General features: G+C 56.4%; 21 protein-coding genes and 1 pseudogene. 8 read left to right on the top strand and 14 right to left on the bottom strand.

Features of this window, described 5'->3' with window-relative positions; genetic code table 11:
* Positions 1-100 precede the first annotated feature (100 nt).
* Entirely contained in the window at positions 101-1,603 is a 1,503-nt protein-coding gene (locus ACA048_RS29450; protein ID WP_497627378.1) for a UvrD-helicase domain-containing protein, read from the top strand.
* A gap of 430 nt (positions 1,604-2,033) precedes the next feature.
* Here ACA048_RS29450 and ACA048_RS29445 read toward each other — a convergent pair whose 3' ends face one another.
* A complete protein-coding gene (locus ACA048_RS29445; protein ID WP_497627377.1) occupies positions 2,034-2,888 on the bottom strand; it encodes a hypothetical protein in 855 nt (284 codons plus the stop codon).
* Positions 2,889-3,356: 468 nt separating this feature from the next.
* Between ACA048_RS29445 and ACA048_RS29440 the strand changes: the two are divergent.
* From ACA048_RS29440 to ACA048_RS29430, 3 genes and pseudogenes are all read left to right on the top strand, one after another.
* Positions 3,357-4,943 (top strand): annotated as a pseudogene (locus ACA048_RS29440) (ABC transporter ATP-binding protein); the annotation flags it as partial.
* A gap of 326 nt (positions 4,944-5,269) precedes the next feature.
* The gene (locus ACA048_RS29435; protein ID WP_497627376.1) at positions 5,270-5,743 is read left to right on the top strand and encodes a GNAT family N-acetyltransferase; all 474 of its coding nucleotides are present in this window, start codon (positions 5,270-5,272) and stop codon (positions 5,741-5,743) included.
* 806 nt (positions 5,744-6,549) lie between these two features.
* Complete coding sequence (locus ACA048_RS29430) at positions 6,550-7,110, top strand: magnesium transporter (RefSeq protein ID WP_497627375.1); 561 nt, start codon at positions 6,550-6,552, stop codon at positions 7,108-7,110.
* Positions 7,111-7,142: 32 nt separating this feature from the next.
* Here ACA048_RS29430 and ACA048_RS29425 read toward each other — a convergent pair whose 3' ends face one another.
* From ACA048_RS29425 to ACA048_RS29405, 5 genes are read right to left on the bottom strand one after another with little or no spacing between them, the layout of a single operon-like run.
* Complete coding sequence (locus ACA048_RS29425) at positions 7,143-7,460, bottom strand: cytochrome C oxidase subunit IV family protein (protein ID WP_497627374.1); 318 nt, start codon at positions 7,458-7,460, stop codon at positions 7,143-7,145.
* 13 nt (positions 7,461-7,473) lie between these two features.
* Positions 7,474-8,187: a heme-copper oxidase subunit III family protein gene (locus ACA048_RS29420; protein WP_497627373.1), complete on the bottom strand. Its 714-nt coding sequence runs from the start codon at positions 8,185-8,187 to the stop codon at positions 7,474-7,476.
* A 6-nt stretch (positions 8,188-8,193) separates the two neighbouring features.
* Complete coding sequence (locus tag ACA048_RS29415) at positions 8,194-8,886, bottom strand: cytochrome c oxidase subunit 3 (RefSeq protein WP_497627372.1); 693 nt, start codon at positions 8,884-8,886, stop codon at positions 8,194-8,196.
* Positions 8,883-10,658 (bottom strand): cytochrome c oxidase subunit I, encoded by a 1,776-nt coding sequence (gene ctaD, locus ACA048_RS29410; RefSeq protein ID WP_497627371.1) that lies wholly within the window; start codon positions 10,656-10,658, stop codon positions 8,883-8,885. Before ctaD ends, ACA048_RS29415 begins: the two co-directional genes overlap by 4 nt.
* 49 nt (positions 10,659-10,707) lie before the next feature.
* Complete coding sequence (locus ACA048_RS29405; protein WP_497627370.1) at positions 10,708-12,180, bottom strand: c-type cytochrome; 1,473 nt, start codon at positions 12,178-12,180, stop codon at positions 10,708-10,710.
* Positions 12,181-12,595: 415 nt separating this feature from the next.
* On the opposite strand from ACA048_RS29405, the gene ACA048_RS29400 reads away from it, so the two are divergent.
* The 4 genes from ACA048_RS29400 to ACA048_RS29385 all read left to right on the top strand — a co-directional run bounded on the left by ACA048_RS29400 (position 12,596) and on the right by ACA048_RS29385 (position 16,754).
* Positions 12,596-12,931: a hypothetical protein gene (locus ACA048_RS29400; protein WP_497627369.1), complete on the top strand. Its 336-nt coding sequence runs from the start codon at positions 12,596-12,598 to the stop codon at positions 12,929-12,931.
* A 71-nt stretch (positions 12,932-13,002) separates the two neighbouring features.
* A complete protein-coding gene (locus tag ACA048_RS29395; RefSeq protein ID WP_497627368.1) occupies positions 13,003-13,905 on the top strand; it encodes a LysR family transcriptional regulator in 903 nt (300 codons plus the stop codon).
* A gap of 129 nt (positions 13,906-14,034) precedes the next feature.
* The gene (locus ACA048_RS29390) at positions 14,035-14,661 is read left to right on the top strand and encodes a glutathione S-transferase family protein (protein ID WP_497627367.1); all 627 of its coding nucleotides are present in this window, start codon (positions 14,035-14,037) and stop codon (positions 14,659-14,661) included.
* A gap of 62 nt (positions 14,662-14,723) precedes the next feature.
* A complete protein-coding gene (locus tag ACA048_RS29385; RefSeq protein ID WP_497627366.1) occupies positions 14,724-16,754 on the top strand; it encodes a 2Fe-2S iron-sulfur cluster-binding protein in 2,031 nt (676 codons plus the stop codon).
* 74 nt (positions 16,755-16,828) lie between these two features.
* Here the strand turns inward: ACA048_RS29385 and ACA048_RS29380 are convergent, their stop codons facing one another.
* The 8 genes from ACA048_RS29380 to ACA048_RS29345 are packed head-to-tail and all read right to left on the bottom strand — an operon-like array spanning position 16,829 to position 25,817.
* Positions 16,829-17,959: a glycosyltransferase family 4 protein gene (locus ACA048_RS29380; RefSeq protein ID WP_497627365.1), complete on the bottom strand. Its 1,131-nt coding sequence runs from the start codon at positions 17,957-17,959 to the stop codon at positions 16,829-16,831.
* Positions 17,960-19,090 (bottom strand): glycosyltransferase family 4 protein, encoded by a 1,131-nt coding sequence (locus ACA048_RS29375; protein WP_497627364.1) that lies wholly within the window; start codon positions 19,088-19,090, stop codon positions 17,960-17,962.
* Entirely contained in the window at positions 19,074-20,441 is a 1,368-nt protein-coding gene (locus ACA048_RS29370; RefSeq protein ID WP_497627363.1) for a glycosyltransferase family 4 protein, read from the bottom strand. The genes ACA048_RS29375 and ACA048_RS29370 overlap by 17 nt, the downstream gene beginning before the upstream one ends.
* On the bottom strand, positions 20,438-21,691 hold the full coding sequence (locus tag ACA048_RS29365) for an ABC transporter ATP-binding protein (RefSeq protein ID WP_497627362.1): 1,254 nt from the start codon (positions 21,689-21,691) through the stop codon (positions 20,438-20,440). Before ACA048_RS29365 ends, ACA048_RS29370 begins: the two co-directional genes overlap by 4 nt.
* Positions 21,691-22,488, bottom strand: a complete 798-nt coding sequence (locus ACA048_RS29360) for an ABC transporter permease (protein ID WP_497627361.1) — start codon at positions 22,486-22,488, stop codon at positions 21,691-21,693. The genes ACA048_RS29365 and ACA048_RS29360 overlap by 1 nt, the downstream gene beginning before the upstream one ends.
* On the bottom strand, positions 22,489-23,931 hold the full coding sequence (locus ACA048_RS29355) for a mannose-1-phosphate guanylyltransferase/mannose-6-phosphate isomerase (RefSeq protein WP_497627360.1): 1,443 nt from the start codon (positions 23,929-23,931) through the stop codon (positions 22,489-22,491). It abuts the gene before it with no gap.
* A 3-nt stretch (positions 23,932-23,934) separates the two neighbouring features.
* Complete coding sequence (gene gmd, locus ACA048_RS29350; RefSeq protein ID WP_497627359.1) at positions 23,935-24,906, bottom strand: GDP-mannose 4,6-dehydratase; 972 nt, start codon at positions 24,904-24,906, stop codon at positions 23,935-23,937.
* Positions 24,903-25,817: a GDP-mannose 4,6-dehydratase gene (locus ACA048_RS29345; RefSeq protein ID WP_497627358.1), complete on the bottom strand. Its 915-nt coding sequence runs from the start codon at positions 25,815-25,817 to the stop codon at positions 24,903-24,905. Before ACA048_RS29345 ends, gmd begins: the two co-directional genes overlap by 4 nt.
* Positions 25,818-26,155: the final 338 nt, after the last annotated feature.

Genomic DNA, 26,155 nt, shown 5'->3' with positions numbered 1-26,155 from the left:
GCCGATCACACCCAAGTTAACCAGCAAGAAAGGAGCAGCAATACGCATCGTCGGATGGATACTGAGATTTTTTGGCTGCGCATGGACCCTCTCGGGGGGCATGCGAATTACTCGTGAACGTCTCGTGCGAGAAATTGCGCGCTATCGATGTTATCTGGAGACCGTAGGGGATCTAACGCATTTTACCTATAGTGCCGGGAGCGATTTTGGCAGAGGTGTGTTAGGCCACTTTGATGTGATTTTGGCAGCCGTCGAGTTAATCGAACGGAGCCAACTGCTACGGGACGTCATTGCCAGTAAATACCCGGTCCTCCTCATTGATGAAAGCCAAGATACCCGGCCCGATGTCGTGTCAGCGTTTCGCAGGATTGCAGAAACGACTCCGGTCGAGTTTTGCCTCGGATTCTTCGGTGATCCGATGCAGAAAATCTACCTCGAAGGTGTCGGTAATATTGACGCGAGCGCGGGTTGGAAGCAAATCACCAAGCCTGAAAACTTCAGGTGCCCGCAGCGGGTTCTCGGTGTAGTGAATGCGATCCGGAAGCCTGGTGAAAAGCCACAGACAAGGGGAAGGATGAAATGGGTCGATGGCCACCATTTATCGGTAGCGGGATCAGCACGGATATTCCTGCTGAAAGCGGATGAATATCGCAGTTTGAAGCTGGCCAAGGTTCGGGAGTGGAACCGGCGAGTTAATAATGACGATCATTGGGTGAGTGATGACCCTGTAGCGGATGTCCGCGTGCTAGTGGTCGTGCATAGGATGGCTGCAGCCAGGCTAGATTTCCCGAATCTCTACTCGGCTTTGAATGACAACAAAGCACCGTCTTCGATCAAAGATGGTCTCAAGGACGGTTCCTCATGGCCGCTGCGACCATTCCTGAATTATCTGCTGCCTTTGGCAATGGCTGTGACAGAGGGTAGGAGCCTGGACGTCATGATCCTCCTTCGATCCCAATGTCCTTTATTGGAGCCAAGCACTCTGTCAGGTGCCGATCCGGTAGCGGTGCTGCGGGCACTGCAAGCCAGCACTACGGAGCTGGCTAGGCTCATTTTTTCGAGTAACGCGACTTTGCGTGACGTCCTTTCTTACTCGCTGGGTGAGAGGTTACTGCAGTTGGATGAATTATGGGCCAAGTACGTGGGGCCAGATTATGCTGATGACGATGATGATCCTGAAGCACCGGCAGTGTTGGCCTTTTTAAGTTGTGGGGTCGGAGAGCTGGTCGGCTATCGTCACTACCTAGAGGACCTTTCTCCGTTTGCTACCCAGCAGGGTGTTAAAGGTGCTGAGTTCAAACGCGTTCTTGTACTGATAGACGATGAAGAAGGGCAGGGACAGAAGCTGTTTTCCTATGAAAAGTACTTCGGCATTGCCGAGCTTTCAGAAAAAGATCTAGAGAATATCGCAGAGGGAAATGACAGCGTGATAGAGCGCACTCGACGACTTTTTTACGTGTGCTGTTCTCGCGCTACTCAGGATCTCGCTGTCGTCATGTTCGTGCATAACATTGAAGATGCTCTGGAAAAAATTAAGGCGACAGAAATATTCCAACCAGATGACATTGTGGATGAGAAAACTTTGGAGGCTGGTTTGGTTTGATCCTCGACGCTTGCTGCGTAGAGTTTACCTGCAATCACCGAAGCAACGAGTGTGAGAGCAGATCCCTCAGCACGTGCGTAAGGCTAAACTCAAGCCGAGCTCTGTAAGCCATTGGGCCATCAACCGCTAAGCGCGGGCAATCTTCGCTCCCCGAGCTAAGACAAACGGGTGCTTTTTACGTATTGCTGCCCAGACTACGCTTGAGGAGCCCATTGGATTGCCGACAGGACGCCGCAGGGCACTGGCGTGTTCGCCGTCAGATGGATACAAACGTAACGGCAGCGAGCTCAAGGACAAGTAACGGGCTGAGGGCTAAGCGTTAATGCCGGTAGTGAAAGACTGAACTCGACCGACTCTGTTGGAAAAGTCGGACGTGGTTTCAAACCTGGCAGCGAATGCAGATCATTCTGCGGCGTGACGCTACACTCTATTACCTGAAGGAGGATAACGGACCCTGCATGGATTGCTTGAACCCTTCAAAGCGCTCACGGGCCTCGGCTTGCTGCAGGTTCGAACGAGAATAAAACACTGTGTGGGTGAATACGTCTAGCGCGGAAGTACTTTCACGAATGTTTGCGTAACAGGAAATCTGGAGCATGACGCCATCCAAGCGATCATCCTCAAGGCGTTTATCAATGTGTCGACGGTGTTTTTCATACAAATCAATTAACAGCGCATCAAGATGAAGCTGCAGCTTTCGACTTGTATCGACAACGATTGGCTCCTTCGTTGATATCTGGGGTTCAAAATTAAAAGCCACGCAACCAGGGCCCAGTCGGTCTAATTGTCGGCAACCGCGGCTCAATTGTTTTTCAAAATTTTCAGGAGAGTTGATTGTTTTACATGCTACAAAGTAGTCACCAAATGGAGCATCGATGATGACGTCAGGCTCGCCCAGACGCGCTCCGAGTCTCCGATGCCGCGCGTACTGAAGAGTTTCGAGTTCGAACAGCGCGTCCTTCCCTGGCGACGGTGTCTTTGATGTCGGATCCAAGGTATTGGATGCCATCCGGCTGAGTGGTTCCTTGAGCTCACTCTCATCGCCACAGGCGACGATGGCGGAAAGAACCCGCTGAGCCTGGCAAAGTTTGGGGTCGAAAGGTTCTGCCGCATTTTTTTCAGCTGTGACTTTTTCGCAGATGTCCGAATATGCGGCAAGATCCGTTTGGTTTCTGATACCAACACCGTGCCGTAAGCAAATTTCTCGTACTTTCGTAGGGAGTTGGGCTATTCCCTCCCATGATAGTTGAATCTCAGGGCTGGCTCGGCGATCTGTCTGGAACATGAAATTTCCCTCGCTTTCGTATGATTATTCGAAAAATTATTGATCGGCAGACCCTTAGAATTGTTGGCGCCGATGCCGGGTTTATCCGCTAGCCGATGCAAGGCTGAGCGCTTATCGCTAATGTCGTGTTGACCCACAATCTCGGAGCAAACCTCAAAACTAGAACACTATCGGCTAAGCACGCTCTTGAACCAATTTCAGTCCTGAAACGGGGCAGTAAATTCAAGTAGCTCTCGGTTGATCTGGTCGACTGTCCCAACTACCCCGCTCTCAGCCAATAAATAGGCAATCTTCGAAATAGCCGCACAGGTTAGGAGCGTAAGGATAGTCGTAGTGCGGCGCCATAGCCGCGATCAGGCCGTGTGTCTGGCATGACGAATACCACACTTGGCTAATGGCAATTTGATGTGACGAAGGCTCTATTTCGGGGTTTTTTCGAACGTCGATATCTTCAAGACCCATGGCTTGGATCTGGCCTGGATGGCGGTGGTTGCATTGATCTTTCGACCCTTGTTCGTCGCCCTGCATGGTCTATTGGTGAACCAGACCATCGGCCCCGGCATGACCAGTCTGATTCGTTGGCAAAACCATCGCTATGTACTCAAACAAAGTCTGAACTTCTTCCAGAATGATTTCGCAGGGCGAGTGGCCCAGCGCATCATGCAGACCGGCAACGCGCTGCGAGAGTCCACTGTCCAGGCCGTAGACGCGTTGTGGTATGTCCTGATCTATACCGTCAGCGCTCTGGTGCTGTTCGCCGGAGCCGACTGGCACCTGATGATTCCGTTGCTGGTATGGATCGCCTGCTACGTTGGCGCTTTGTATTACTTCGTACCCAGAGTCAAGGAACGTTCGGTGGTGTCGTCTGACGCCCGCTCGAAACTCATGGGACGAATCGTTGACGGCTACACCAACATCACCACCCTCAAGTTGTTTGCCCACACACACGTCGAGCAGAACTACGCCCGCGAAGCCATCGCCGAGCAGACTGAAAAGGCTCAGCTTGCTGGCCGTTTGGTAACCAGCATGGATGTGGTCATCACCGGCATGAACGGTCTGCTGATCGTCGCCACCACTGGCCTTGCGCTGTGGTTGTGGACGCAGTCGCTGGTCTCGGTAGGGGCCATTGCCCTGGCCACTGGCCTGGTGATCCGCATCGTAAATATGTCCGGCTGGATCATGTGGGTGGTCAACGGCATCTTTGAAAATATCGGCATGGTCGAAGATGGCCTGCAAACCATTTCCCAGCCATTGAGTGTGACTGACGATAAGCAAGCTCAGCGTCTTGCTGTGGCCAGCGGCGAAGTACGTTTCGAACACGTCAAATTCCACTATGGCAAGCGCAGTGGTGTGATCGACGACCTGAACCTGGTCATCAAACCGGGTGAAAAAATCGGTCTGATTGGCCTATCCGGGGCGGGTAAGTCGACGCTGGTCAACTTACTGCTGCGTCTCTACGACCTCCAGGGCGGACGAATCCTGATCGACAATCAGAACATCGCGCAGGTCAAACAGGACAGCCTGCGCGAACGCATCGGCATGATCACCCAGGATACCTCCCTGCTGCACCGCTCGATCCGCGACAATTTGATTTACGGTAAACCGGGCGCCACCGACGAGGAGATACAAGAGGCGGTGCGCAAGGCTCGCGCCGACGAGTTCATCCCGCAGCTGTCTGACGGGCAGGGTCGCACTGGGTTTGATGCCCTGGTCGGCGAACGCGGGGTGAAACTCTCCGGCGGCCAGCGCCAGCGTATTGCGATAGCCCGGGTGCTGCTCAAGGATGCACCGATCCTGATCATGGACGAAGCGACCTCGGCGCTGGATTCGGAAGCAGAAGCCGCGATACAGGAAAGCCTGGAAATCCTGATGCAGGGTAAAACCGTTATCGCCATCGCTCACAGGTTGTCCACCATCGCCCGAATGGACCGCTTGGTTGTGCTGGAAAAGGGACGTATCGCTGAAAGCGGTACCCACAATGAACTGCTGGCCCAAGGTGGATTGTATGCACGTCTGTGGCGGCGCCAGACCGAAGGGTTTGTCGCTATCGATTGAGGTGTGGTCCCCAGCAACGTCGTCTGTTCGGTAACTGCTACTGATACTGAAAAGCTAACGTGAACAGAGGGGCGCAGCGATTTTAGGCAGCCTTGGCCAAAAGCGGAGGTTTCGTAATGTTGCTTCGGGATTGACTTGTCCGACCATCCACAGCACTTCCGCCCATGATTTACATACACCGAATGAACATGATGTGTTCCTCTATGACCGCCTCTGGCGGGCCATGAGGTCATGCGTGCTTAGAATTTGACGTGTTACCCCAAGCCCCGCCAGAGATGGACGGGGCTTTTTAATTCTCCGTCCGAACATGGTTGACGGAGAGTGAAATGTTCGAGATTAGACGAGCCGGCCACAGCGATTCCCAGACAGCATTCGACATTCGCCTTCTAGCGATACGGCATCAATGCATCGGCGCCTATACCGAGACGCAGCTATTGGCCTGGACGGCCGGTGCGGCCGAGGATGGATATTACACACTGATGGAGAAGCACTTCTATCTGGGCTGTATTGAGGGAGAGCCTGTGGCGACAGGAATGCTTGACCTCGAGAACGGCGAAATCGGCGCGATCTTTGTGCATCCTGGCTTTATGCAACGAGGTATCGGCAGGAGAGTCCTGGATCACCTCGAATGTCTGGCACGAGATTTGGGCCTGGAAGAAGTCAAGCTTGATGCTACTTTGAATGCAGCTGACTTTTACCGACGCTACGGTTTCGTTGGTGAGGAACCTGCGATTTACCATTCTCCTTCGGGGCTTCAGCTGGCGTGTGTTCCTATGGTGAAGGGGCTGTTACTGGTCTGATTTGATGCTCAGGAATTGGAGCATCAAATGATGTGATCGCAGTTTTCTGAAGATTCATCATGCCCCAAACGCAAAAACGGCACCCGAACAGACTGTGTGTGTTGGCGCCGAAGTCGAATTGACCCAGTTGCCGAGATATTGCTGACCCGGTCTGACGCCTCGAAAACCATTGCCCTTACTGGATTTGTACCGATATGGAGGTGGGTTAGTCTTGCGTCAGCACGTGGGTCAATTCGGTGTTGGCATTAATAGGGTCGCCGTCAGATACCCCTAAAGCAGCGTCTTTGCTGGCTGCGACAGTTTTAATTCTCTAGCGCTTGAGTCCGTAGCAGAGTTTGGGCTTCTGCGACAGTTTTGCGTTTCCTCTCAGCTGGGATACAGGCACCGTAAACTGGGGCCAGGCTGCGACAGTTTTTATTCTCTAAATTCAGAAGATGGTTTCCGATAAACCTTGTCACAACGAAATAAAGATTGTCACGGTTGCTTCCCTGCGTAGGGGAAGCAACCGCAATCATTATTGAGGTTCACAATCTGCAGTCAGGTTGTGACACTGCTCCGATGATCCTGCGCTGCGACCCGACAGCATGGGGTTCCCCCCTCTTCCAGCGTTTCCCTCCCATGGCACTTCGATACAGAATTCGTCGGAGCGCCCGAGCCCCTTGTGCAGCCTTTGGATCTTGGCGCTTCCTTCTCCGCATTCTAGCGGCTGCTATACTTCTTTCGGGTTGCATGAAGTGACTGCAAATCTTGGTTAAAGGCTGCAGGACAGAGGAGGTCCACAGCAAACGCGAGATGGGAGGTGTGGCATGAATCGACACTATTACATCAGTGACAATCTTGACGATCTCGAAGCCGTTGAAAATGAGTTGGAGGCCAGCGGCATCAATTCCGAACAGATTCACGTGCTCAGTGAAAAAATTGCTGATGTTGAACAACATCACCTCCACGAGGTGAACTCGTTAATGGAACAAGATGCTGTTCACTCTGGAGAGATTGGTGCGGTGGTCGGTGTACCACTCGCAGCGCTGGTCCTGGGTGTCGCCTATTGGCTGGGCTGGACCGAATCCGCCGCAGGCTGGATGCCTTTTATCTTCCTTGCCATTGTCATTTTGGGCTTCTGCATCTGGGAAGGCGGTTTTTTTGGGTTCCAGGTGTTGAACACTCACTTCCGCAGTTTTAAACAGGTGGTAGAAGATGGAAAACATATCTTCTTCGTGGATGTTGAACCGAATCAGGAATCGGTATTGGACCGGGTAATCGAACATCATCCAGCGCTGAAGATCGCCGGCACGGGAGCGGCAGCCCCCCACTGGACAGTAGCCTGGCAGCACAAATGGCATCAGTTCAAGCGAGTAATATCGGGTTAGCCTCTGGAGGCTCAAGGCCATCCGGAAGCTGTTTATTGGCCGAAGAAAATGACCCGGCTGAGGAAAATATAGTCCGCCTCGGTGGCCATCAGTCCGACGAGCACCAGCAAACACAAAGGTGGCACCAATATGGCGTAGACCATGGCCAACCGCTCCCAGGCCATATGCATGAAGATGGCGACAATTAAACCTGCCTTCAACAACATGAAAGTAATAATCAGGGACCACCGAAGGTAACCATGGAAGTGGAAATAGTCGACAAGGTACGACAGCGTGCTGAGGACGAATAACAGCCCCCAAATTTTAAGGTACAAACTGATTGGATGTTGCTGACCCTGAGCATGTGCCATCACCGGTGCTCCTCTACCATAAATAGAAGAAAGCAAAAATAAACACCCACACCAAATCCACGAAGTGCCAGTAAAGCCCAGCTATCTCGACGTTCTGATAGTTTCCGGAGCGCTCATAATCTCCCCGCAATACTTTCAGAGCCACAATGCTCAGGTAGATGGCGCCGATTGACACATGCAGTCCGTGGAAACCGGTAATCATGAAAAAGCTGGCACCAAATTGCGCCGCCCCCATGGGGTTCCCCCAGGGACGCACCCCTTCTGCGATGAGCTTGCTCCATTCAAATGCCTGCATGCTGACGAAGGTCACACCCAAGGCAGCGGTCGCCAGCATCAGGGCAGTGGTTTTCGCGCGATCACGGCGATAGGCGAAATTAACGGCCATGGCCATGGTGCCGCTGCTACTGATCAGCACAAAGGTCATGATGGCGATCAGAATAAGTGGGATTTCTCTACCGCCGATCGTCAATGCGAAGACTTCACTGGGGTTCGGCCAAGCCGTGGTGATGGTCATGCGTACCGACATGTAGCCGGTCAAAAAACAGGTGAATATAAAAGTATCGCTGAGCAGGAATATCCACATCATCGCCTTGCCCCAAGGGACCTGCTTGAAGGCCTCTCGATCCGAGGACCAATCGCTGGCGATGCCCTCCCATCCCGGTGCAGGCGGAGAGTCTGGTGGATTGGATGAACGGGACTCGCTTGGGGCAAGTGGGTGCGATGCCATGGCTTTTCACCTCAGGCCGCAGAATCTGGCAATTGCTTCATAGGTGTGCGGCGTGCTGGCCAGCAAAGCGAATAGCACGAACCAAAGACCCAGTAAGTAGTGCCAATAGATGGTACAGAGCTCTACGCCGACGCTGAGTTGCGGCAACGGCACGCGATGCAGGAATTTAGCAACGATTATGCCCCAGGCTATCAGCCCGCCCAGCAGGTGGAGCCCATGCAGGCCGGTCAACAGGTAGAAGAAACTGTTGGCCGGATTGCTGGCGACAAAGTAGCCCCAGGCGACAAACTGCTGCCAGACCCAGAATTGTCCTGTCAGAAAGGCAATGGCAAAAACGCCCCCCAACGCAAAACCAATGACCGTTGCGCCCCGTCGCGCCTGTCGGGCGGCCATTCGCGACCACTGCAGTGCGATGCAACTGAATACCAGAAAAGCCGAATTCAGCCATAACTGCCAGAGATTGGCTAACGGCGCCAAGGGCTCTGTCAGGGGCAGCCAGTCGGCCATTTGTGAACGGGCAATAAAGGCGATCAGGAACAGAAAGAATAACGAACTCACCACGACCAGAAATAAGCGCAGGCCCACTCTTGCGGTTTGGTTTCTATTGGCACCCTCGGCGGACTGAACATCCCCAGGATCGCGATTCCAGCTGCCGCCGGGGTCAGCGCCGTCGGCGTTTCTCAATAGCAACCTGCTCATGGATTAACGTCCGCTGACTTGGTTCCGGCATTCAGTTGCCGCATGTGCTCCAGCTCCTCGGCGGAGACCGTTTGCGGAACGAAATCCTGTTCTATCCCCGGCACACTGTAGTCATAGGCCCAGCGATGCACGACCGGCAGCTTCGCTCCCCAGTTACCGTGGATCGGCGGGGTGTTGGGCGTTTGCCATTCCAGACTGGCCGCGCCCCAGGGATTACTGCCTGCGGGCTGGCCCTTAAATACACTCCAGGCCATGTTGAACAAGAACAGCAGCTGGGAAACGCCAACGGTCAATGCGACCACCGTAATGAAGGCATTCAAATCTTGCGCCGACTGCGGGATGAACGCGTAGTTTTCATAGGCGTAGTAGCGGCGTGGCATGCCCTGGAATCCCAGGTAGTGCATGGGGAAGAAGATGGCGTAGGTGCCCAGAAAGGTAATCCAGAAATGCAGCTTGCCCAGGGTGTCGTTAAACATGCGCCCGGTTACTTTCGGGAACCAGTGATAAATGCCGCCGAACACCACCAGTACCGGTGCAACCCCCATGACCATATGAAAATGGGCTACGACGAAATAGGTGTCCGAGAGCGGAATATCCACGATCACATTGCCGAGAAACAACCCGGTCAGACCGCCGACCAGGAAGGTGACGATAAAGGCCAGGGCAAACAGCATCGGCACGGTCAGATGGATGTCGCCCCGCCACAGGGTCAGCACCCAGTTGTAGACTTTCAGTGCGGTTGGCACCGCGATGATCAAGGTGGTGACGGCGAAAAAAAAGCCGAAGTACGGGTTCATTCCGCTGACATACATATGGTGCGCCCAGACCACAAAGCTGAGTACGCCAATCGCAATAATGGCCCACACCATCATTCGGTAGCCGAAGATATTTTTACGCGCATGCGTGCTGATCAAGTCGGAGACCAAACCAAACGCAGGGAGAGCAACGATGTAGACCTCCGGGTGGCCGAAGAACCAGAACAAGTGCTGGAATAATATTGGGCTGCCACCCTGGTGATCGAGCTGCTGCCCCAGCGAGATCATCGCCGGCATAAAGAAGCTGGTGCCCAACAGCTTGTCAAACAGCATCATTACCGCACTGACAAATAACGCCGGGAAAGCCAACAAGGCCATAATCGAGGCCATGAAAATTCCCCATACGGAGAGCGGCATGCGAAACAATGTCATGCCGTGCGTGCGCGCCTGCAACACCGTGGTTACGTAGTTCAACCCGCCCATGGTGGCTGCGACAATAAAAATCGCCAGTGAGACGAGCATCAGGACGATGCCCCACTCGACCCCCGGTGTCCCCTGAGAAATGGACTGTGGCGGATAGAGCGTCCAGCCCGCACCGGTGGGGCCGCCCGGGACAAAGAAACTGGAGAGCAACACCACTACCGCTAGCAGGTAGAACCAGTAACTCAGCATGTTGACATAGGGGAAGACCATGTCGCGGGCGCCCACCATCAGCGGGATCAGATAGTTGCCGAAGCCACCCAGAAACAAGGCTGTCAGCAAGTAAATGACCATGATCATGCCGTGCATGGTCATCGCCTGATAGTAAGTACTGGCATCCATGAACGCCAAACTACCGGGGAAGCCAATCTGAATGCGCATCAAGCCTGACAACACCACGGCGATAACGCCCACGAACAGAGCCGTCAAGGAATATTGAATAGCTATGACCTTGTGGTCCTGACTCCAGATATATTTGGTCAGGAAGCTTTTAGGCTCGTGCAGTGCTTCTGTTTCGGCTTGCTCCGCATAGGCCATCACGTCATCCTCCTGTCGAAGTTTCGGTGCATTCCTGGCTGCTTTACGGCTACTTCCCTGGCTCCGCCTTGCTCGCATCGGCGTCGGTATTCGATTTGGATTTGATAAAAGCGATCAGTGCGTTCAACTCCTGATCACTCGGAGCAAAGGCCGGCATGACGGCTGCATAGCCTTTGACGATTTTGGCGCTGGGATTAAGAACCGAATCTTTTATATAACCCTCATCGACCTTGATACTCGTACCGTCGGCCAGGGTTTCTGTCTTGCCATACACGCCCTGCCAGCTGGGGCCGACACCCTTACTGCCATCGACACTGTGGCACGCCAGACAGCCGAGCGACCCGGCCAGCCGCTGACCCTGCGTCGCCAAGTTGTCACCTGGGCCCGACGCGTCGCTGGCAGAAGGTTCATTTTCTTGCCGCGCAGCACCCAGCGATTTGATCAGGGCGACGAGAGCACCCATTTCATCGTCATTGAGAGTATAGGCCACCATGACCGGCGGGTAGCCCTGTACCAGTCGGGCCTTCGGATTGAGGATCGACTCCTTCAAGTAGGCCTCATCGACCAGCACACTGGTGCCATCGGCAAGCTGTTCAGTGCGGCCGTACAACCCCTTCCATCCCGGGCCGAGACTGGTGCTGCCATCCTGGCTATGGCAGGCACCGCAGCCGTATTTTTCGACCAACAGGCGACCTTTTTCCAGCACGCTGTCCCGACTGGGTTTGGCAGCTGTCGTTAATGTCTGGGCAAAAGTCGGTTGGCTGTTCAGCCATTGATCGAAGGCGCCTTGCTCTTCCACGATCATATGACCGCGCATGTTGTAATGACCTACGCCACAATATTCAGCGCAAAGGGTTTCATATTTTCCGGTTTTAGTCGGCGTAAACCAAAAGTACGACACCATCCCTGGCACCATGTCCATCTTGCTGCGAATTTGCGGTACATAGAAATCGTGCAGAACATCTTTAGAGCGCAATAAAACTTTAACCGGCCGATTGAGCGGAAGGCGAACTTCATTATTTAATACAAGCACATCGTCCTGCCCTACAGGGTCCTTGGGATCAAGGCCGAGGGGATTGGCGGGATCAATAAACTTGATATCCGATCTGCCCAGCTTTCCGTCTTGACCGGGAAAACGAAAGGCCCACTGCCACTGCTGGGCGACCACTTCAAGTTCGTAAGCATTTTTCGGCACCCGGATGAAATCGTTGTAAACAACCAGACCTGGCGCCAACATCCCGGCAATACCCACCGAGGTAACGATAATTAACCATACTTCCAACTTTTTATTTTCTGGCTGGTAAGCCGCCCTGGAACCCTCCTTGTGACGATACCGCATCACCGCTACTGCCATAAATACCGTGACGGCAATGAAAAATATTCCGCTAATGATCAGGGTGATGAACAGGGTGGTGTCTATGGACCCCCAGTTGGAAGCTGCCGGTGCCGCCTGCCAAGGCGCTAGTATATGAAACAGCACTGATGCAATAACGATTAGTATCAAGACAATTGCTATTGCCATTTTCTCTTCATCCTATTCCTGTTGCTCACTGGTGATGCAAAAGCATCGCCACTGACGTCCAAGCAGGGCAGACAAGTACCATCCATTCCGGTGGTAAAATCAGCCAGAAGTATAGTGCATGGTCGGAACAGGCGCTTTTCCCGAGAAGTCGAACCAATATTCCAATTCGAACATTAAGTTAATTGTTTAAAGCTATTCGCTACATGTAACTGTAGATATTCAGCATTACGTCTTTTGGGACTAAATGGGTATAGGTTCAATACAGATGACCTTCGCCTACGCAGTTACAGCAAGCGAAACCCGATCGCCAGCTATACTCAGATCCGATGACGGATGGCGGAACTGGCCAAAAGCGGCTGTCATTGCGAAGAGAACAGAGCTACAGGGTCCAGCAGTCCACAACGGAGGTTTCGTCATGAGTGCCCTGACGATCGAAGGCTGGTGCAAACCCAGCAGAGACAAAAAATCCACCCCCGTGGGTGAAATCCATTTTTACGTCGATGTCCCCCTCCGTAAGCGCCTGGAGGACGCTGAAGAACGCCTGCAGAAGACCAATGAGCGTGAAGTCATGGTCGATGTCGACATGGCTACACTGGATTTGAAAGTGCCAGAGGGATATGGCCCCTTGTCCGACTGCCAAATGCGCGTCTACTTGCACCTCGAGCGCGGTCAGTACCATTTGGTCGGGCATCGAGCGAGCGATGGAAGCTTGATCTATACCAACGCGGTTTTGATTGATCAGCAGCTTTAGAAACCACTTCGTGATACTAAAAATCGCAGCCTACAGCTGCGATTTTTTTATCTGAATAAAGGACATGCCCCATGGACCGATTCCAGGAAATGCAGGTCTTCGCCGCCGTGGCCCAGGAACAAGGTTTCTCTGCGGCGGCGCGGCGTTTGGGCATGTCGGCGGCCAGTGTCACCCGGGCGGTGGCAGCGCTGGAGAAACGCATTGGCACTCTGTTGCTCACGCGTACCACCCGCAGCGTGCATTTGAGCGAGGCGGGGCAGCGTTATCTGGAGGATTGTCGGAGGATTCTTGCCGAAGTGCAGGAAGCGGAGGATTCGGCGGCCGGCAGTCATGCCCAGCCTCGTGGGCAACTGACGATCACCGCGCCGGTGTTGTTCGGCGAGCTGTTTGTCACGCCGGTTATGGTCGGTTATCTCTCTCAATTTCCTGAAGTCAGCATCAATGCCTTACTGGTTGACCGGGTCGTGAGCATGGTCGAGGAGGGCATTGATGTGGCGGTGCGCATCGGTGAGTTGCCTGACAGCAATCAACATGCGATTCGTGTGGGTGAGGTGCGGCGGGTGGTCTGTGCTTCCCCGACGTTTTTGGCGGCGCGTGGCAGGCCACGGCACCCAAACGAGCTCAGTGCTGCCCCGATCGTTGCAACGTCGTCCATTGGGCAGCTCAGAACCTGGCCATTCCTTGACGGGGGCGAGCTTCTGAGTGTTCGCCCGGAACCGCGTCTGGTGGTCACCGCCAATCAGGCGGCCATTACAGCGGCATGCCTGGGCCTGGGATTCACCCGGGTCCTGTCTTATCAAGTGGCCAGCAACGTTGCCGCCGGTGAGTTGGAAATCGTGCTGGCTGACTTCGAGCTACCTGCGTTACCCATTCATGTGGTCTATCAGGGTGGCCGCAAGGCGCCGGTGCGAGTCCTCAGTTTTGTTGATTTCACAGTGAAGACATTAAGAGAACATCCATCCCTGCGCGATTAATGAGTTATTGCGCTGGATGAAATAATGGATTGCGTTTGCTGGTTATTCTGTTGTTTTGGTTGTGGGTGGAAGATAGCGCCTTCGGTGCTGATTCCTCCTGAACGGCGCCATCACCCAGCGGAGTCGACCATGCAAGCGATCAAACTCTACAACTTCCCTCGTTCCGGCCATGCTCACCGTGTGGAGCTGATGCTGTCGCTGCTGCAACTGCCGACCGAGCTGATCTTTGTCGATTTGGCCAAGGGCGAGCACAAGCAACCGGACTTTCTGGCACTCAATTCGTTCGGTCAGGTGCCCGTCATTGATGACCAAGGCGTGGTATTGGCCGACTCCAATGCGATCCTGGTGTATCTGGCGCAGAAATATGGAAACGGTCGCTGGCTGCCGGCTGATCCAGTCGGAGCAGCCAAGGTTCAGCGGTGGTTGTCCGTTGCCGCCGGGCCAATTGCCTTTGGCCCGGCCCGGGCCCGGCTGATCACGGTGTTTGGTGGGCCTTACAACGCTGAAGAGGTCATCGCTTATTCCCACGCCGTGCTCAAAGTGATCAATCAGGAACTGGCTACAACGCCGTACTTGGCTGGCGCCGAGCCAACCATCGCCGATGTGGCCGCCTACAGCTACATCGCCCATGCGCCGGAAGGCAATGTCGCGTTGGACGACTACGCCAACATCCGCGCCTGGCTGGCACGGATTGAGGCTTTGCCCGGGTTCGTCGGCATGCCGCGCACCGTGGCCGGTTTGCAAAAAACTGCCTGATGCTCACGGCCCGACCTGCTCGGGCTGTTCACTGTGCGCGATGGGCGCAGGGGAGAACCGTTATGGAACATTCACCTTGGCACACCGGTGAGAAACTGCTGCAAGCTCATGTGGGTGTTGCCGAGCGAATGGAGGCGTTCGGTCGTAGGGTGATTCGCAATCAAATGCCGGATCAGCACCGCACGTTCTATCAGCAATTGCCGTTCATGCTGTACGGCGCCGTAGATGCCCATGGCAACCCCTGGGCCAGCATTCTTGAAGGGCCGCCGGGCTTCGCTCATTCTCCCGACCCTTCACTGTTGCAGTTCGACTGTTTGCCGAGTGCCGATGACCCCGCGCAACTGCAAGACGGCGCCGCCATCGGTCTGCTCGGTATCGAGTTGCACACCCGACGTCGCAACCGCCTCAATGGTCGAGTCGACGCGGTGACAGCCAGAGGATTCGGCGTGACGGTGGAGCAATCGTTCGGCAACTGCCCGCAATACATTCAATTGCGCCAGTTTCGCTCGGTGCCATTGGCGGACCCCGCGAGCCGCGTTGCACAGCACCTGAATGAACTGGATGACGCGGCCAGAGCCATGATCGTCCAGGCGGACACGTTCTTTGTCGCCAGCTATGTGGACGTCGATGGCCTGCGTTCGGTGGATGTTTCTCACCGTGGCGGGCAGGCCGGTTTCGTCCAGGTAGAGGGCAATCGCCTGACCATTCCGGACTTCGCCGGCAACCTGCATTTCAACACGCTGGGCAATCTGCTGATCAATCCTCGCGCCGGTTTGTTGTTCATCGATTTCAATTCAGGTGACCTGCTGCACCTCAGTGGGCGCACCGAGATCATCCTCGACGGCCCGCAAATCGAAGCCTTTCAAGGCGCCGAGCGGCTGTGGACCTTTGAGGTCGAGCACGTGGTGCGCCGGCCCGCGGCGCTGGCATTGCGCTGGCGCTTTGACGGCGTGTCGCCCACCAGTCTGCTGACGGGCACCTGGGCGCAGGCTACTGCGCGTTTGCAAGCCCAGGCCTTGGGGGATCGTTGGCGGTCGCTGCGGGTGGTGCGTATCGAGGCGGAAAGCCAAAATATCCGTTCGATCTACCTGGAGCCCACCGATGGCGTCGGGTTGCCGGTGTTTCAGGCCGGGCAGCATTTACCCCTGCGATTCAACATTGCCGGTGACGTGCATATCCGCACGTACAGCCTGTCGAGCGCGCCGTCTGATGATTTTTTCCGGATCAGTGTGAAGCGTGACGGGTTGGTGTCATCGCACCTGCATGAGCGGATTCGTGTCGGTGATGTACTGGAAGCCCGCGCGCCTCAAGGGCATTTCACGGTGGCACCCCATGAGCGGCGACCGCTGGTGTTGCTGGCCGCGGGCGTGGGCATTACGCCGCTGCTGTCGATGGTGCGCGAGGTGGTTTATCAAGGCTTGCGCACGCGGAGCATCCGCCCGACCTGGTTCTTCCAGAGTTCGCGCACCTTGGCCGATCAACCGTTTCGCGCGGAACTGAACCGCTTGCTCGACGGGCTCGGCGACGCGGTGCGAGTCGTGCGTTTGCTCAGTCAGCCGGAGCCCGATGCGCGCGAGGGCGAAGATTATGACCTGACCGGGCGGATCGACGCGGGCCTGCTCAAGACCACGCTTGAGGTGGAAGACTACGATCAGCTGGATTTTGTCCTCTGCGGTCCAGGCAGTTTTACCCAGGCGATGTACGACAGCCTGCGTGATATGGACATCCGTGATTCGAGGATTCACGCCGAGACCTTTGGCCCGTCGACGTTGCGCCGGATACCTGACCCGGATGCAGTGGTCATCGAGCAGCCACCGGCCGCCACGACATCGGTGGCGGTGGTGTTTGAGCGCTCGGCCAAAGAAGCGCGCTGGAAGCCCGATAGCGGGAGTTTGCTGGAATTGGCCGAAAGCCGTGGTTTGCGCCCAGAGTTCAGTTGCCGCGGCGGGTCCTGCGGGACCTGCAAAACCCGTCTGATCAGCGGCACGGTGAGTTATCCACAGGTACCGGCAGAAGTACCCGGCGCAGGAGAAGTGCTGATTTGTTGTGCGGTGCCGGCGCAGGATTCGCAGCCGTTGGTGCTGGATCTGTAATCAATCCGGAGAACACAGAAAGTCCCCTGTAGGAGTGAGCCTGCTCCGGGCGGCTCACTCCCACAGAAAAGCAGTTATGCGTAGGACAGTGATTTTTCTTCCAGCAGTTCTTCGTACAACTCCGTCCACTTGCGGCCCATTTCGTCCGCCGTGAATAATTTCCGATAACGCGCCTCAGCCTTCACGCCCATTTGCGCCGCACGCGTCGGGTTTTCCCACAGCGTGCGCATTGCTTCACGCAAGGCCTGTGGATTACTTGGAGGAACGACCAGCCCGGTTTCGTTGTGAATGTTGATGTAGCTGGTGCCGGTGCCGATCTCGCTGGAGATCATCGGTTTGCCATACATCGCGCCTTCCAGCAGCGAAATACCGAACGCTTCTGAACGCAGGTGCGACGGGAACACGATGGCGTAGCTCAGTTGCAGCAGCGCCACTTTGTCTTCGTCGCCCAGGCGTCCGAGGAAGTGAATATTGCGCAAACCCAAAGCTGCCGCCTGGGCGTGAAGTTCCGCTTCCAGTGGGCCGGCACCGACAATCACCGTGGGGTAATCCAGGTCCTTCAAGGCGTCGAGCAGGATGTGCAAACCTTTGTAATAACGCATCACCCCAACAAACAGAAAAAACTTATCCCCAAGCTTCTGCCGCCAGAGGGCCGTGCGCTCGCTGTCGGGCTGTGGATAACCTGCTTTGTTCAAGCCGTAGGGAATCACGCGGGTCTTGTCCTGAAACTGCTGAAGCACATCGCTGGTGTGCAAGTAGTTGGGTGACGCGGCGACGATCCGGTCGGCGCTGGCCAGAAAGCGGTTCATCAGCGGCCGGTAGAGTTTGAGCAGGTGTTTCTGGCGAATGATGTCCGAGTGGTAGGTCACCACGCTCGGTTTATTCACGCCGCTGGCGAAATGGACCAGGTCCATGAAGGGCCATGGGAAGTGATAATTGACCACGTCGGCTTCGGCCGCCAACTCGCGAAACTGTTTGAAGACGCTCCAGGAGAAGCCCGTGGAGGCGAACTGAATGTCGAGTTTGGCCCGATGAACTTCGTGATGGCCAAGCTGAACCACCGGCGGGGCAGGATCGGCACTGAGTGTCAGCACCTGACCTTCAACGCCTTGCTGGGCGCCGCTTTCGCACAACTGGAAAATCACTTGCTCGATCCCGCCGACCGAGTCAGGCAGGTACGTCTTGAAAAAATGAAGAACTCGCATTCAACCTCCCATAGCCTGGCGGTAGGCGCGGGCCGTAACCTGCGCACAGCGTCCCCAGGTAAAAAGCCTTGCTTGATGTAATCCGGCTTCTCGGCATACCTGCCAATGCGCTTGATCATCGATCAGACGGCTCATTGCATCGCGTAAGCCGTCGGGTTCGTCCGGTTCAACATAGTTGCCCGCAACGCCTGCCACTTCGGGCATGGCCGAACGTCGAGTCAGAATGACCGGCGTGCCGCTGGCCATGGCCTCCAGCACCGGCAGGCCAAAGCCTTCGTAGAGCGACGGAAAAATCAACGCCCGAGCGCCGGCCAACAGTTGTGCCACTTGCTCGTCAGGCAGATAGCCCAGCAAACAGACGTGACCACAGGCCAAAGCCTGATGCAGTTCTTCACTGAACTGCTCGCGCTGCCAGCCGGCCATGCCGACGATCAGCAGTGGAAAACGCTGACGGACCGATTCAGGCAGTCGGGCGTGGGCGCGCAGGGCCAAGGTCAGATTCTTGCGCGGCTCCAGGGTGCCGACACAGAGGAAGTATTCCCGTGGCTCGACGCCATGGGCCTTGAGGACGGCGTCGATGGCCTCAGGTGCCCTTGGGTGGAAACGCGCGGCTACGCCCAGTGGAGCAACGACAAAGCGTTCGGCCGGTAGCCCGAAATGCGCCTGAGCTTCGTCAGCAATGTACTGCGAGTCGGTGAGAATCAGGCTTGCCTGGCGCACGCCGTCGGCCAGCCGCCGTTCGATTTCTCGCAAGCGCGCGGGCGGCTGCGTGTCGGGGTAGTGCAGGTGTGTCAGGTCATGCAGGGTGATGACCGTCGGGCCGTCGAACGACAGCGGCCACAAGCTCGGTTCGTGGTAGAGGTCGATGGTTTGCGCGCGACCTTGATCGAAGCGTTTCTGTTCCAGCCAGCGCCGGGCCTGATAGGCCCCCGGAATTTGCCGCAACAGCGGTGTCAGTCGGGAATAACCGGGCATGGCCGCTTCAGGCAGCACGGAGCTCCAACCCCAGCCATGAAACAGCGCCAGTTCAACATCGGGCTCACTCGCAAGGGCGTTCGCCAGTTCGGCGACGTAGTGGCCGATGCCGGTACGCGGCGCCTGGAGGATCCGGGCATTAAGGGCAATTCGCATATTGCCTCTCTGGCATGACCGGCGCTTGTTCAAGATTGCGCAGGGTTCGTTCGGCCAATTGCGCACTGGCTTCACGCCAGCCGATCCAGCGCCAGTCGGCTACGTCGCGGGTAGCCGGGAACTGACCGCTGCGCTCGAAACGGACGACCAGGTCGGCCAGACTGTGTGGCTCGGCCAGATCAAAGTACGCCATGAATTCACCACCGATTTCGCGAAAGACCGGAATATCGCTGCCCATGGCCGGCAATCCGCGCTGCATGGCTTCCACCAGTGGCAGGCCGAAGCCTTCGACATAGGACGCAAACACCAGCGAGCTGGCGTGGCTGTAGGCATGTTCGAGGCTGGTATCGCTCAGGTCGTTGAACATGAACAGACGCTGGTTCAGTTGCGGGTGATTGCGTACCCGGGCGAGCAGTGCGTCACATTTCCAGCCGATCCGACCGGCAATGCACAATCGGGCGTTGGAGCCCGCCGCCCAGGCGAGTTCAAAGGCGTCCAGCAGGTAGTCGTGGTTCTTGCGCGGCTCGATGGTGCTGACCATCAAAAACACCGGTTCCGACGCCTTGAACATCCGTACAAGGCGCGGCTCCACGGTGGCGCTGGCTTCGCTCAGATCGAGCTCGGAACCGAGGTGGAAATAATCGAACCACAACTCATTGGCCTTCGCAGAACCCAGGCGGTGCTGCAATTCCCCGCGGACCTGATCGCGCACCGTGGCAGAAATCGCCACGTAGCCATCGGCGGTTTTCGTGATCCAGTCGAACCATTCGTTGAAAACCTGCACCAACCGGTTGTCGTAGAACTGCGGGTGAGTCAGGGGAATGAGGTCGTAGATGACTGCAACGATGCCCACGCCGTCACGTTTGAGCTGTTCGGCAAACGGGAAAAAATCGGTATGCCAGGACGAGTCCAGCAGCACCAATTGATCCCCCGGTTGGTGCTGCAACGGCGAACAACGTTTGGGCAGTTGATACTGATTGACCTGGTCGATCAGACGCAGCGGCACACTGAAGCAGGCCAGTGCTGTCAGGCGGTAAGCCACGTACAACGCACGCCGTGCGAGGCGCGATGTGCAGCGTTTGTCGAGACGCTGGTGCAATTGCCAGAAACGATGAGCCAGTCGTTCCAGTCGCCCGCCGAAGGTCATCAGGCCCTCGAAAAACGGAATGTTCGACGAACCCAGTTTCAGCACGCGATAAAGTTTGCCCTTGAGCATCACCACCGGGATGCACTCAACCCCGTCCACACTTTCCGGCAGCTGATTGATGACGTTGCGCACCACTCGCTGAATGCCCGAATTGACCTTGGGGTGTTGAAAAACGTGGGTGCATTCCACCAGAAGACGCGTCATGGCGTGCTCTCCGAGGTGATCGACGTGTTCGCGCGATTGATGGTGGTTTTCGCCCCCAGCCACGAGCAACCGACAAAGTCTTCGTGCCGGTTATTAATCACATGAAACACCAACCCGTAATCGCGCCACTCGAAATTGCGGTCCAGGTGCGAATCCAGTCGAGACAGACTCAGCGCCACGGAATAGTTGCCCTTGCCCAGGCCCATGACGAAAGCAAAGCGGTAAGTCACGCGCTCGCCGGCCTGCAGGTCGGTCAGAGCCTTGTCTTGTCGATGAGTATTGATGCCGTACATGGCTTGGCCCAGGCGATCCTTGATCATGAAACCCAGCACCAGCCGTTCGATGTCCTGGCGGACTTCAACCTTTACCTCCAGCACCACTGGCTGACCGACTTCGGCGGCGTCGATGGATCGGTCGTTTTCGTCCAGCAGGCGCACGCTGAGAATTCCGGCTTCACCGGTGCCGGAAATGGTTTGCACTTCTCCGCCGGTGAGCGTTTCCTGACGAACGACCTGGCCTTCACGTTCGGCCATCAGAGCGTTGTAATAGTCCAGGACCGCTTCGGGTTTGCCGTGCATGGCCATTCGTCCGTCCTTGAGCAGGATCGCCGAATCGCAGATCGACTGGATCGCCGAGCGGTCGTGGGACACGATCAGCAATGTCGTGCCGGCTTTGCGGAAGCTGCGTATACGTTCGAAGCTTTTGTGCTGAAAGTAGGCATCGCCCACCGACAACGCTTCGTCGACGATCAAGATGTCCGGGCGGCGAGCAGTGGCCACACTGAAGGCCAGGCGCATCTGCATGCCGCTGGAATAGGTGCGCACGGGGTGATCGATGGCGTCGCCGATTTCCGCGAAATGCTCGATCTCGGGCATCAATGTTTCAATCTCATCAACCTCCATACCCAGTAGTTGCCCGGCCATGATTGCATTCTGACGGCCGGTAAAATCCGGGTGAAACCCCATGCCAAGTTCCAGCAGCGCCGCCACGCGACCTTCGAGTTCAATCTTGCCGCACGTTGGCTGAGTGGTGCCGGTGATCATCTTCAACAAGGTGCTTTTGCCAGCACCGTTGACCCCGATGATACCCACCGCGTCCCCGGGAGCAATCTCGAATTCGACATCTTGCAGCACCCAGTGCTGGTGATGGCGCAGGGGGGAAAACGGGATCAGCCACTCGGCCAGTCGACTCCAGCGAGTCGGGTATTGCTTGTAGGCCTTGCCCAGGCCAGTTACGCGAATATGCCCCATCAGAGTTCATCCACCATTTCGCCGACCCGCTTGCGAAACAGCCGCAGTCCGATCAAACAGAGCACCAGGCCAGCGATTAAAATCGGCAGCAGCGAACTCCATACCGGCCATTGCCCATACAGAAACATGTTTTGATAACTGACGATCAGGTTGGTCAGGGGGTTGAGTTGCAGCAGGCGCTGAACCCAGTCCGGCAGGATGCTCATCGGGTACACAATGGGCGTCAGCCAGAACCAGAATTGCAGGCAGATACCGAAGAGTTGTCCGACATCGCGGAAGAACACATTCAGCACGCCGAGCACCATTCCCAGCCCGGCGCAGAACATCATTTGCAAGGCCATCAACGGTATCAGCGCCAGCATCGCCGTGCCCGGCCACCGTCCGGTGATCAGCAGAAAGCCCATGAACAGGCCCATGATGATTGCGAAGTTGATGCCTGCGTTAAACAGCACAATGATCGGCAGGCAAATCCGCGGGAAGCTGATTTTCTTCAGCAGATTGGCGTTTTCCAGAAACATGTTCTGGCTGCGCAGAGTGATTTCCGCAAACAGTCCCCAAGCGAGCAGGCCGGCACACAGGTAAACGCTGTAGGCCATGCTGTCATCCAGACCCGGCAGCCGTGCGCGCATGATGTGGGAAAAAATCACCGTGTAGACGATGATCATCGACAGGGGATTAAGCACCGGCCACAACGCACCGAACAGCGAATTGCGATAACGCGACTGAAACTCACGCTGGACGCTACCGAGGATGAACCCTCGATAGCTGCACAGCGAGCGGTACAGAGAAAGCAGCATTCAAACCGTCCTGCCGTAATGGTCTTCGAAGCGGACGATATCGTCCTCCCCCAGGTATTCGCCGCTTTGCACTTCGATGATCACCAGGTCGATCACGCCGGGGTTTTCCAGGCGATGTTTGTGACCGGCGGCAATGAACGTCGATTCGTTCTTGGCCACCAGGTGGGTGCCGGTACCGTTGTTGGTCACCTTGGCCATGCCTTCGACCACTACCCAATGTTCATTGCGATGGTGGTGCATTTGCAGCGACAACTTGCCACCGGGTTTGACCACGATGCGTTTGATTTTAAAGCGCGGGCCTTCTTCGAGCACGGTATAGGTGCCCCAAGGTCGGCTGACCGTACGGTGCAGGCGATAGGCTTCGTGCTGCTTGTCCTTGAGCTGTTTGGCCACCCGGCGCACGTCCTGGGCGCGATCAGCGTGGGCCACCAACACCGCGTCGGCGGTGTCGATGATGATCAGGTTATCCACACCCACGGCCGCCACTAGACGGTCTTCACTCTGGACAAAGTTGTTGTGACTGTCGATGAACACCGCGTCGCCGCTGGCGCGGTTGTTTTGCGCATCTGCCGGCACCAGCGCGGCCACCGCGCCCCACGAGCCGATGTCGCTCCAGTCGAAAGCGGCGGGCACCACAACCACCTTTTCGGAGCGCTCCATCAGGGCGTAGTCGATGGAAATGTCAGTCATTTCCGCGAACAACCCTGGGGACAACTCCTGTTGCAGGAACCCGACGGTTTCCACCGGGTTACTGGCCGCCATGCAGGTTTTCGCCTGCTCGAGTAACTCGGGGGCGTGTATTTCCAACTCGGCCAACACGGCGGCGATCGAGAAGCAGAACATTCCGGAGTTCCACAGGAAGTTGCCGCTTTCCAGGTAATGCGTCGCGGTTTGCAGGTCGGGTTTTTCGACGAAGCGCCGCACCTTGGCCGCCCCTTTATGGTCCAGCGCTGCGCCGGTTTCGATGTAGCCGAATCCGGTTTCCGGAGCGGTCGGCACCACGCCAAACGTCACCAGAAAACCATCTTTGGCCAGATTCACGGCGTGTTCCACGGCGGTCTTCAAGGCGTCTACGTTGAGAATCAAATGGTCGGCAGGCATCACCACCATGATCGCTTCGTCGCCGTGCAGGGCTTTCAGCGACAGCGCAGCCGCCGCAATGGCCGGGGCCGTATTGCGACCGGTCGGCTCAAGCAGAAAGTGCCCGCGATGGCGACCGAGGTGCGCCTCCTGATAGTGATCCTTGCTCTGGAAGTAGTAGTCGCGATTGGTCACCGTGACGATATCGCCCCAACCATCGAGCAAACCGGCGGCACGGCGGTAGGTTTTGCCCAGCAACGACTCACCATCGGGCAAGGTCATGAAGGGTTTGGGATGGCCCTCACGGGACACCGGCCACAAGCGAGTACCGGCACCGCCGGAGAGAATCACGGGAATCAGCATGGCCTACTCCTTGGCGACGCGTTTCATGTCCGCATCCATCATCATGCGGATCAAGGTATCCAGATCGGTCTTTGGCTTCCAGCCAAGTACGCGCTGGGCTTTGGCCGGGTTGCCCAGCAAGACTTCCACTTCGGCCGGGCGGAAAAACGCTGGGTCGATTTTCACAAAATCGCGATAGTTCAGGTCGACGTGGTCGAAAGCGATCCGGCACATTTCGCGCACGGTGGTGGTCACGCCGGTGGCGACCACGAAGTCATCGGGCTTGTCTTGTTGCAGCATCAGCCACATCGCTTCGACGTAGTCGCCGGCAAATCCCCAGTCGCGCTTGGCGTCGATATTGCCCAGAAGCAGTTCCTGCTGTTTGCCCTGCTTGATGCGGGCGGCGGCGTCGGTGACTTTGCGGGTCACGAACTCAATGCCACGCAGGGGGGATTCGTGGTTGAACAGGATCCCGCTGCTGGCGTGCAGGTTGAAACTTTCGCGGTAATTCACAGTGATCCAGTGGCCATACAGCTTGGCCACGCCGTACGGGCTGCGCGGGTAGAACGGGGTGTTTTCGTCCTGCTGCTCGGCCTGGATCAGGCCAAACATTTCGCTGGTGGATGCTTGATAAAAACGCGTATGCGGACTGAATTGACGAATGGCTTCGAGCAGGTGAGTCACGCCCAGGCCGTCAACGATGCCGGTGGTGACCGGCTGGTCCCAGGAGGCGGCGACGAAGCTTTGCGCGGCCAGGTTATAGACCTCGTCCGGGGCCGACTTGATGACCGCGCGCTGCACCGAGCAGGCATCGGCCATGTCGCCGTCCAGGTAAACGATGTCGCCCTCGACGCCCATCTCACGCAGGCGCCAGCGCGAATCGCTGCTGCGCCGTGCCACTAACCCGTGGACTTTATAACCTTTGTCGAGCAGCAGTTTGGCCAGATAAGCGCCGTCCTGGCCGGTGATCCCTGTGATCAGTGCACTTTTTGTCATTCTTGTCGTACTCGTGTCTCCCAGTCGGACAGGATCGCCCGCAGGGATTGTTGTGTTGTGATTTCAGGCGCCCATCCCGTGGCCTGGACCAGCTTGGCAGAGCTACCACAAACGCGACGCTGATCTGCGCGGCGAAGGCGTGTGGGGTCTTGAATCAATTGCATGTCGACCTGGGCGAGGTCCCCCAGTTGTTCGATCAAACTGCGAATGCTCTGCTCGTGCCCCGAGCAGATGTTGTAGACCTGTCCCGGCACGCCCTTTTCCAGCAGCGCCAGGTAAGCCGAAATTACATCGTTTACATCCAGGAAGTCGCGTGTGACATCGACGTCGCCGACTTCCAGTTGCGGCGCTTGCAAGCCTTGTTTGATTCGGCTGATCTGCCGGGCAGCGCTGGCGATGACGAAACTTTCGCTCTGGCCGGTGCCAATGTGATTGAACGGGCGGGCGACCATGACTGGCCAGTCTTCGCTCAGCCCCCATTGCAGGCTCAGGAATTCCGCCGACAATTTGCTCACGGCATAGGGATTGCGCGGGCAGGGTGGCTGGTGTTCGGTGATGGGAAGATCGGTTTCGCTGACCTGGCCGTACACGTCGCCAGAGCTGACGTACAGAAAAGTACCGTTGAAGCCTCGGGCCTTCAGGGCTTGAAGCAGGTTCAGCGTGCCGAGCAAGTTAATGCCGAGCGTTCGCGCCGGATCGCGGAAGGCTTCAGGAACGAAGGTCTGGCCTGCCAGGTGAATGACCGCGTCGGGCATCTCGGGCCACAGGTTTTCGAGACTGCCTGGCTCAGCGAGATCGTAACGGGAAGGGGCAGGCAGAAGCGCCCAATCCGAGGCATCAGCGTTCAGGCGAGATTGGATGTGTTGTCCGACGAATCCACTGAGACCCGTCACGAACAGACGCTTTTTCAAACAGCAGCCCCTTGGTCGTTCATTTCGTCCATTCCCCACAGGTTTTGCGGAGATGTCTGACAGACCGGTTGGATTCCTTGGTCGAAAGACGGGCGAAATACTCTGTTGTAGTTATTTGGTAGCCAATCTGTGCCAATTGCTCGGCAATTTCAACAGGTCCAACCGTGACCCACCAGTTCTCATTAGAGTCACCCGCTTTATTCTCGCCGGGCGGTTCACGAATCCTCGGCGGATGTGTTTAGAATGCCCCTCGTCACGATCAAGCGGCGGTTGTGTAGGTTGTTCCCACACTCCGCGAATCGGACCATTAAAACAATAACGAAGACGGGGAAAAAGAC

It is taken from the genome of Pseudomonas sp. LBUM1659 (assembly GCF_059716045.1).
This window is presented reverse-complemented; position numbering and strand designations above follow the sequence as displayed.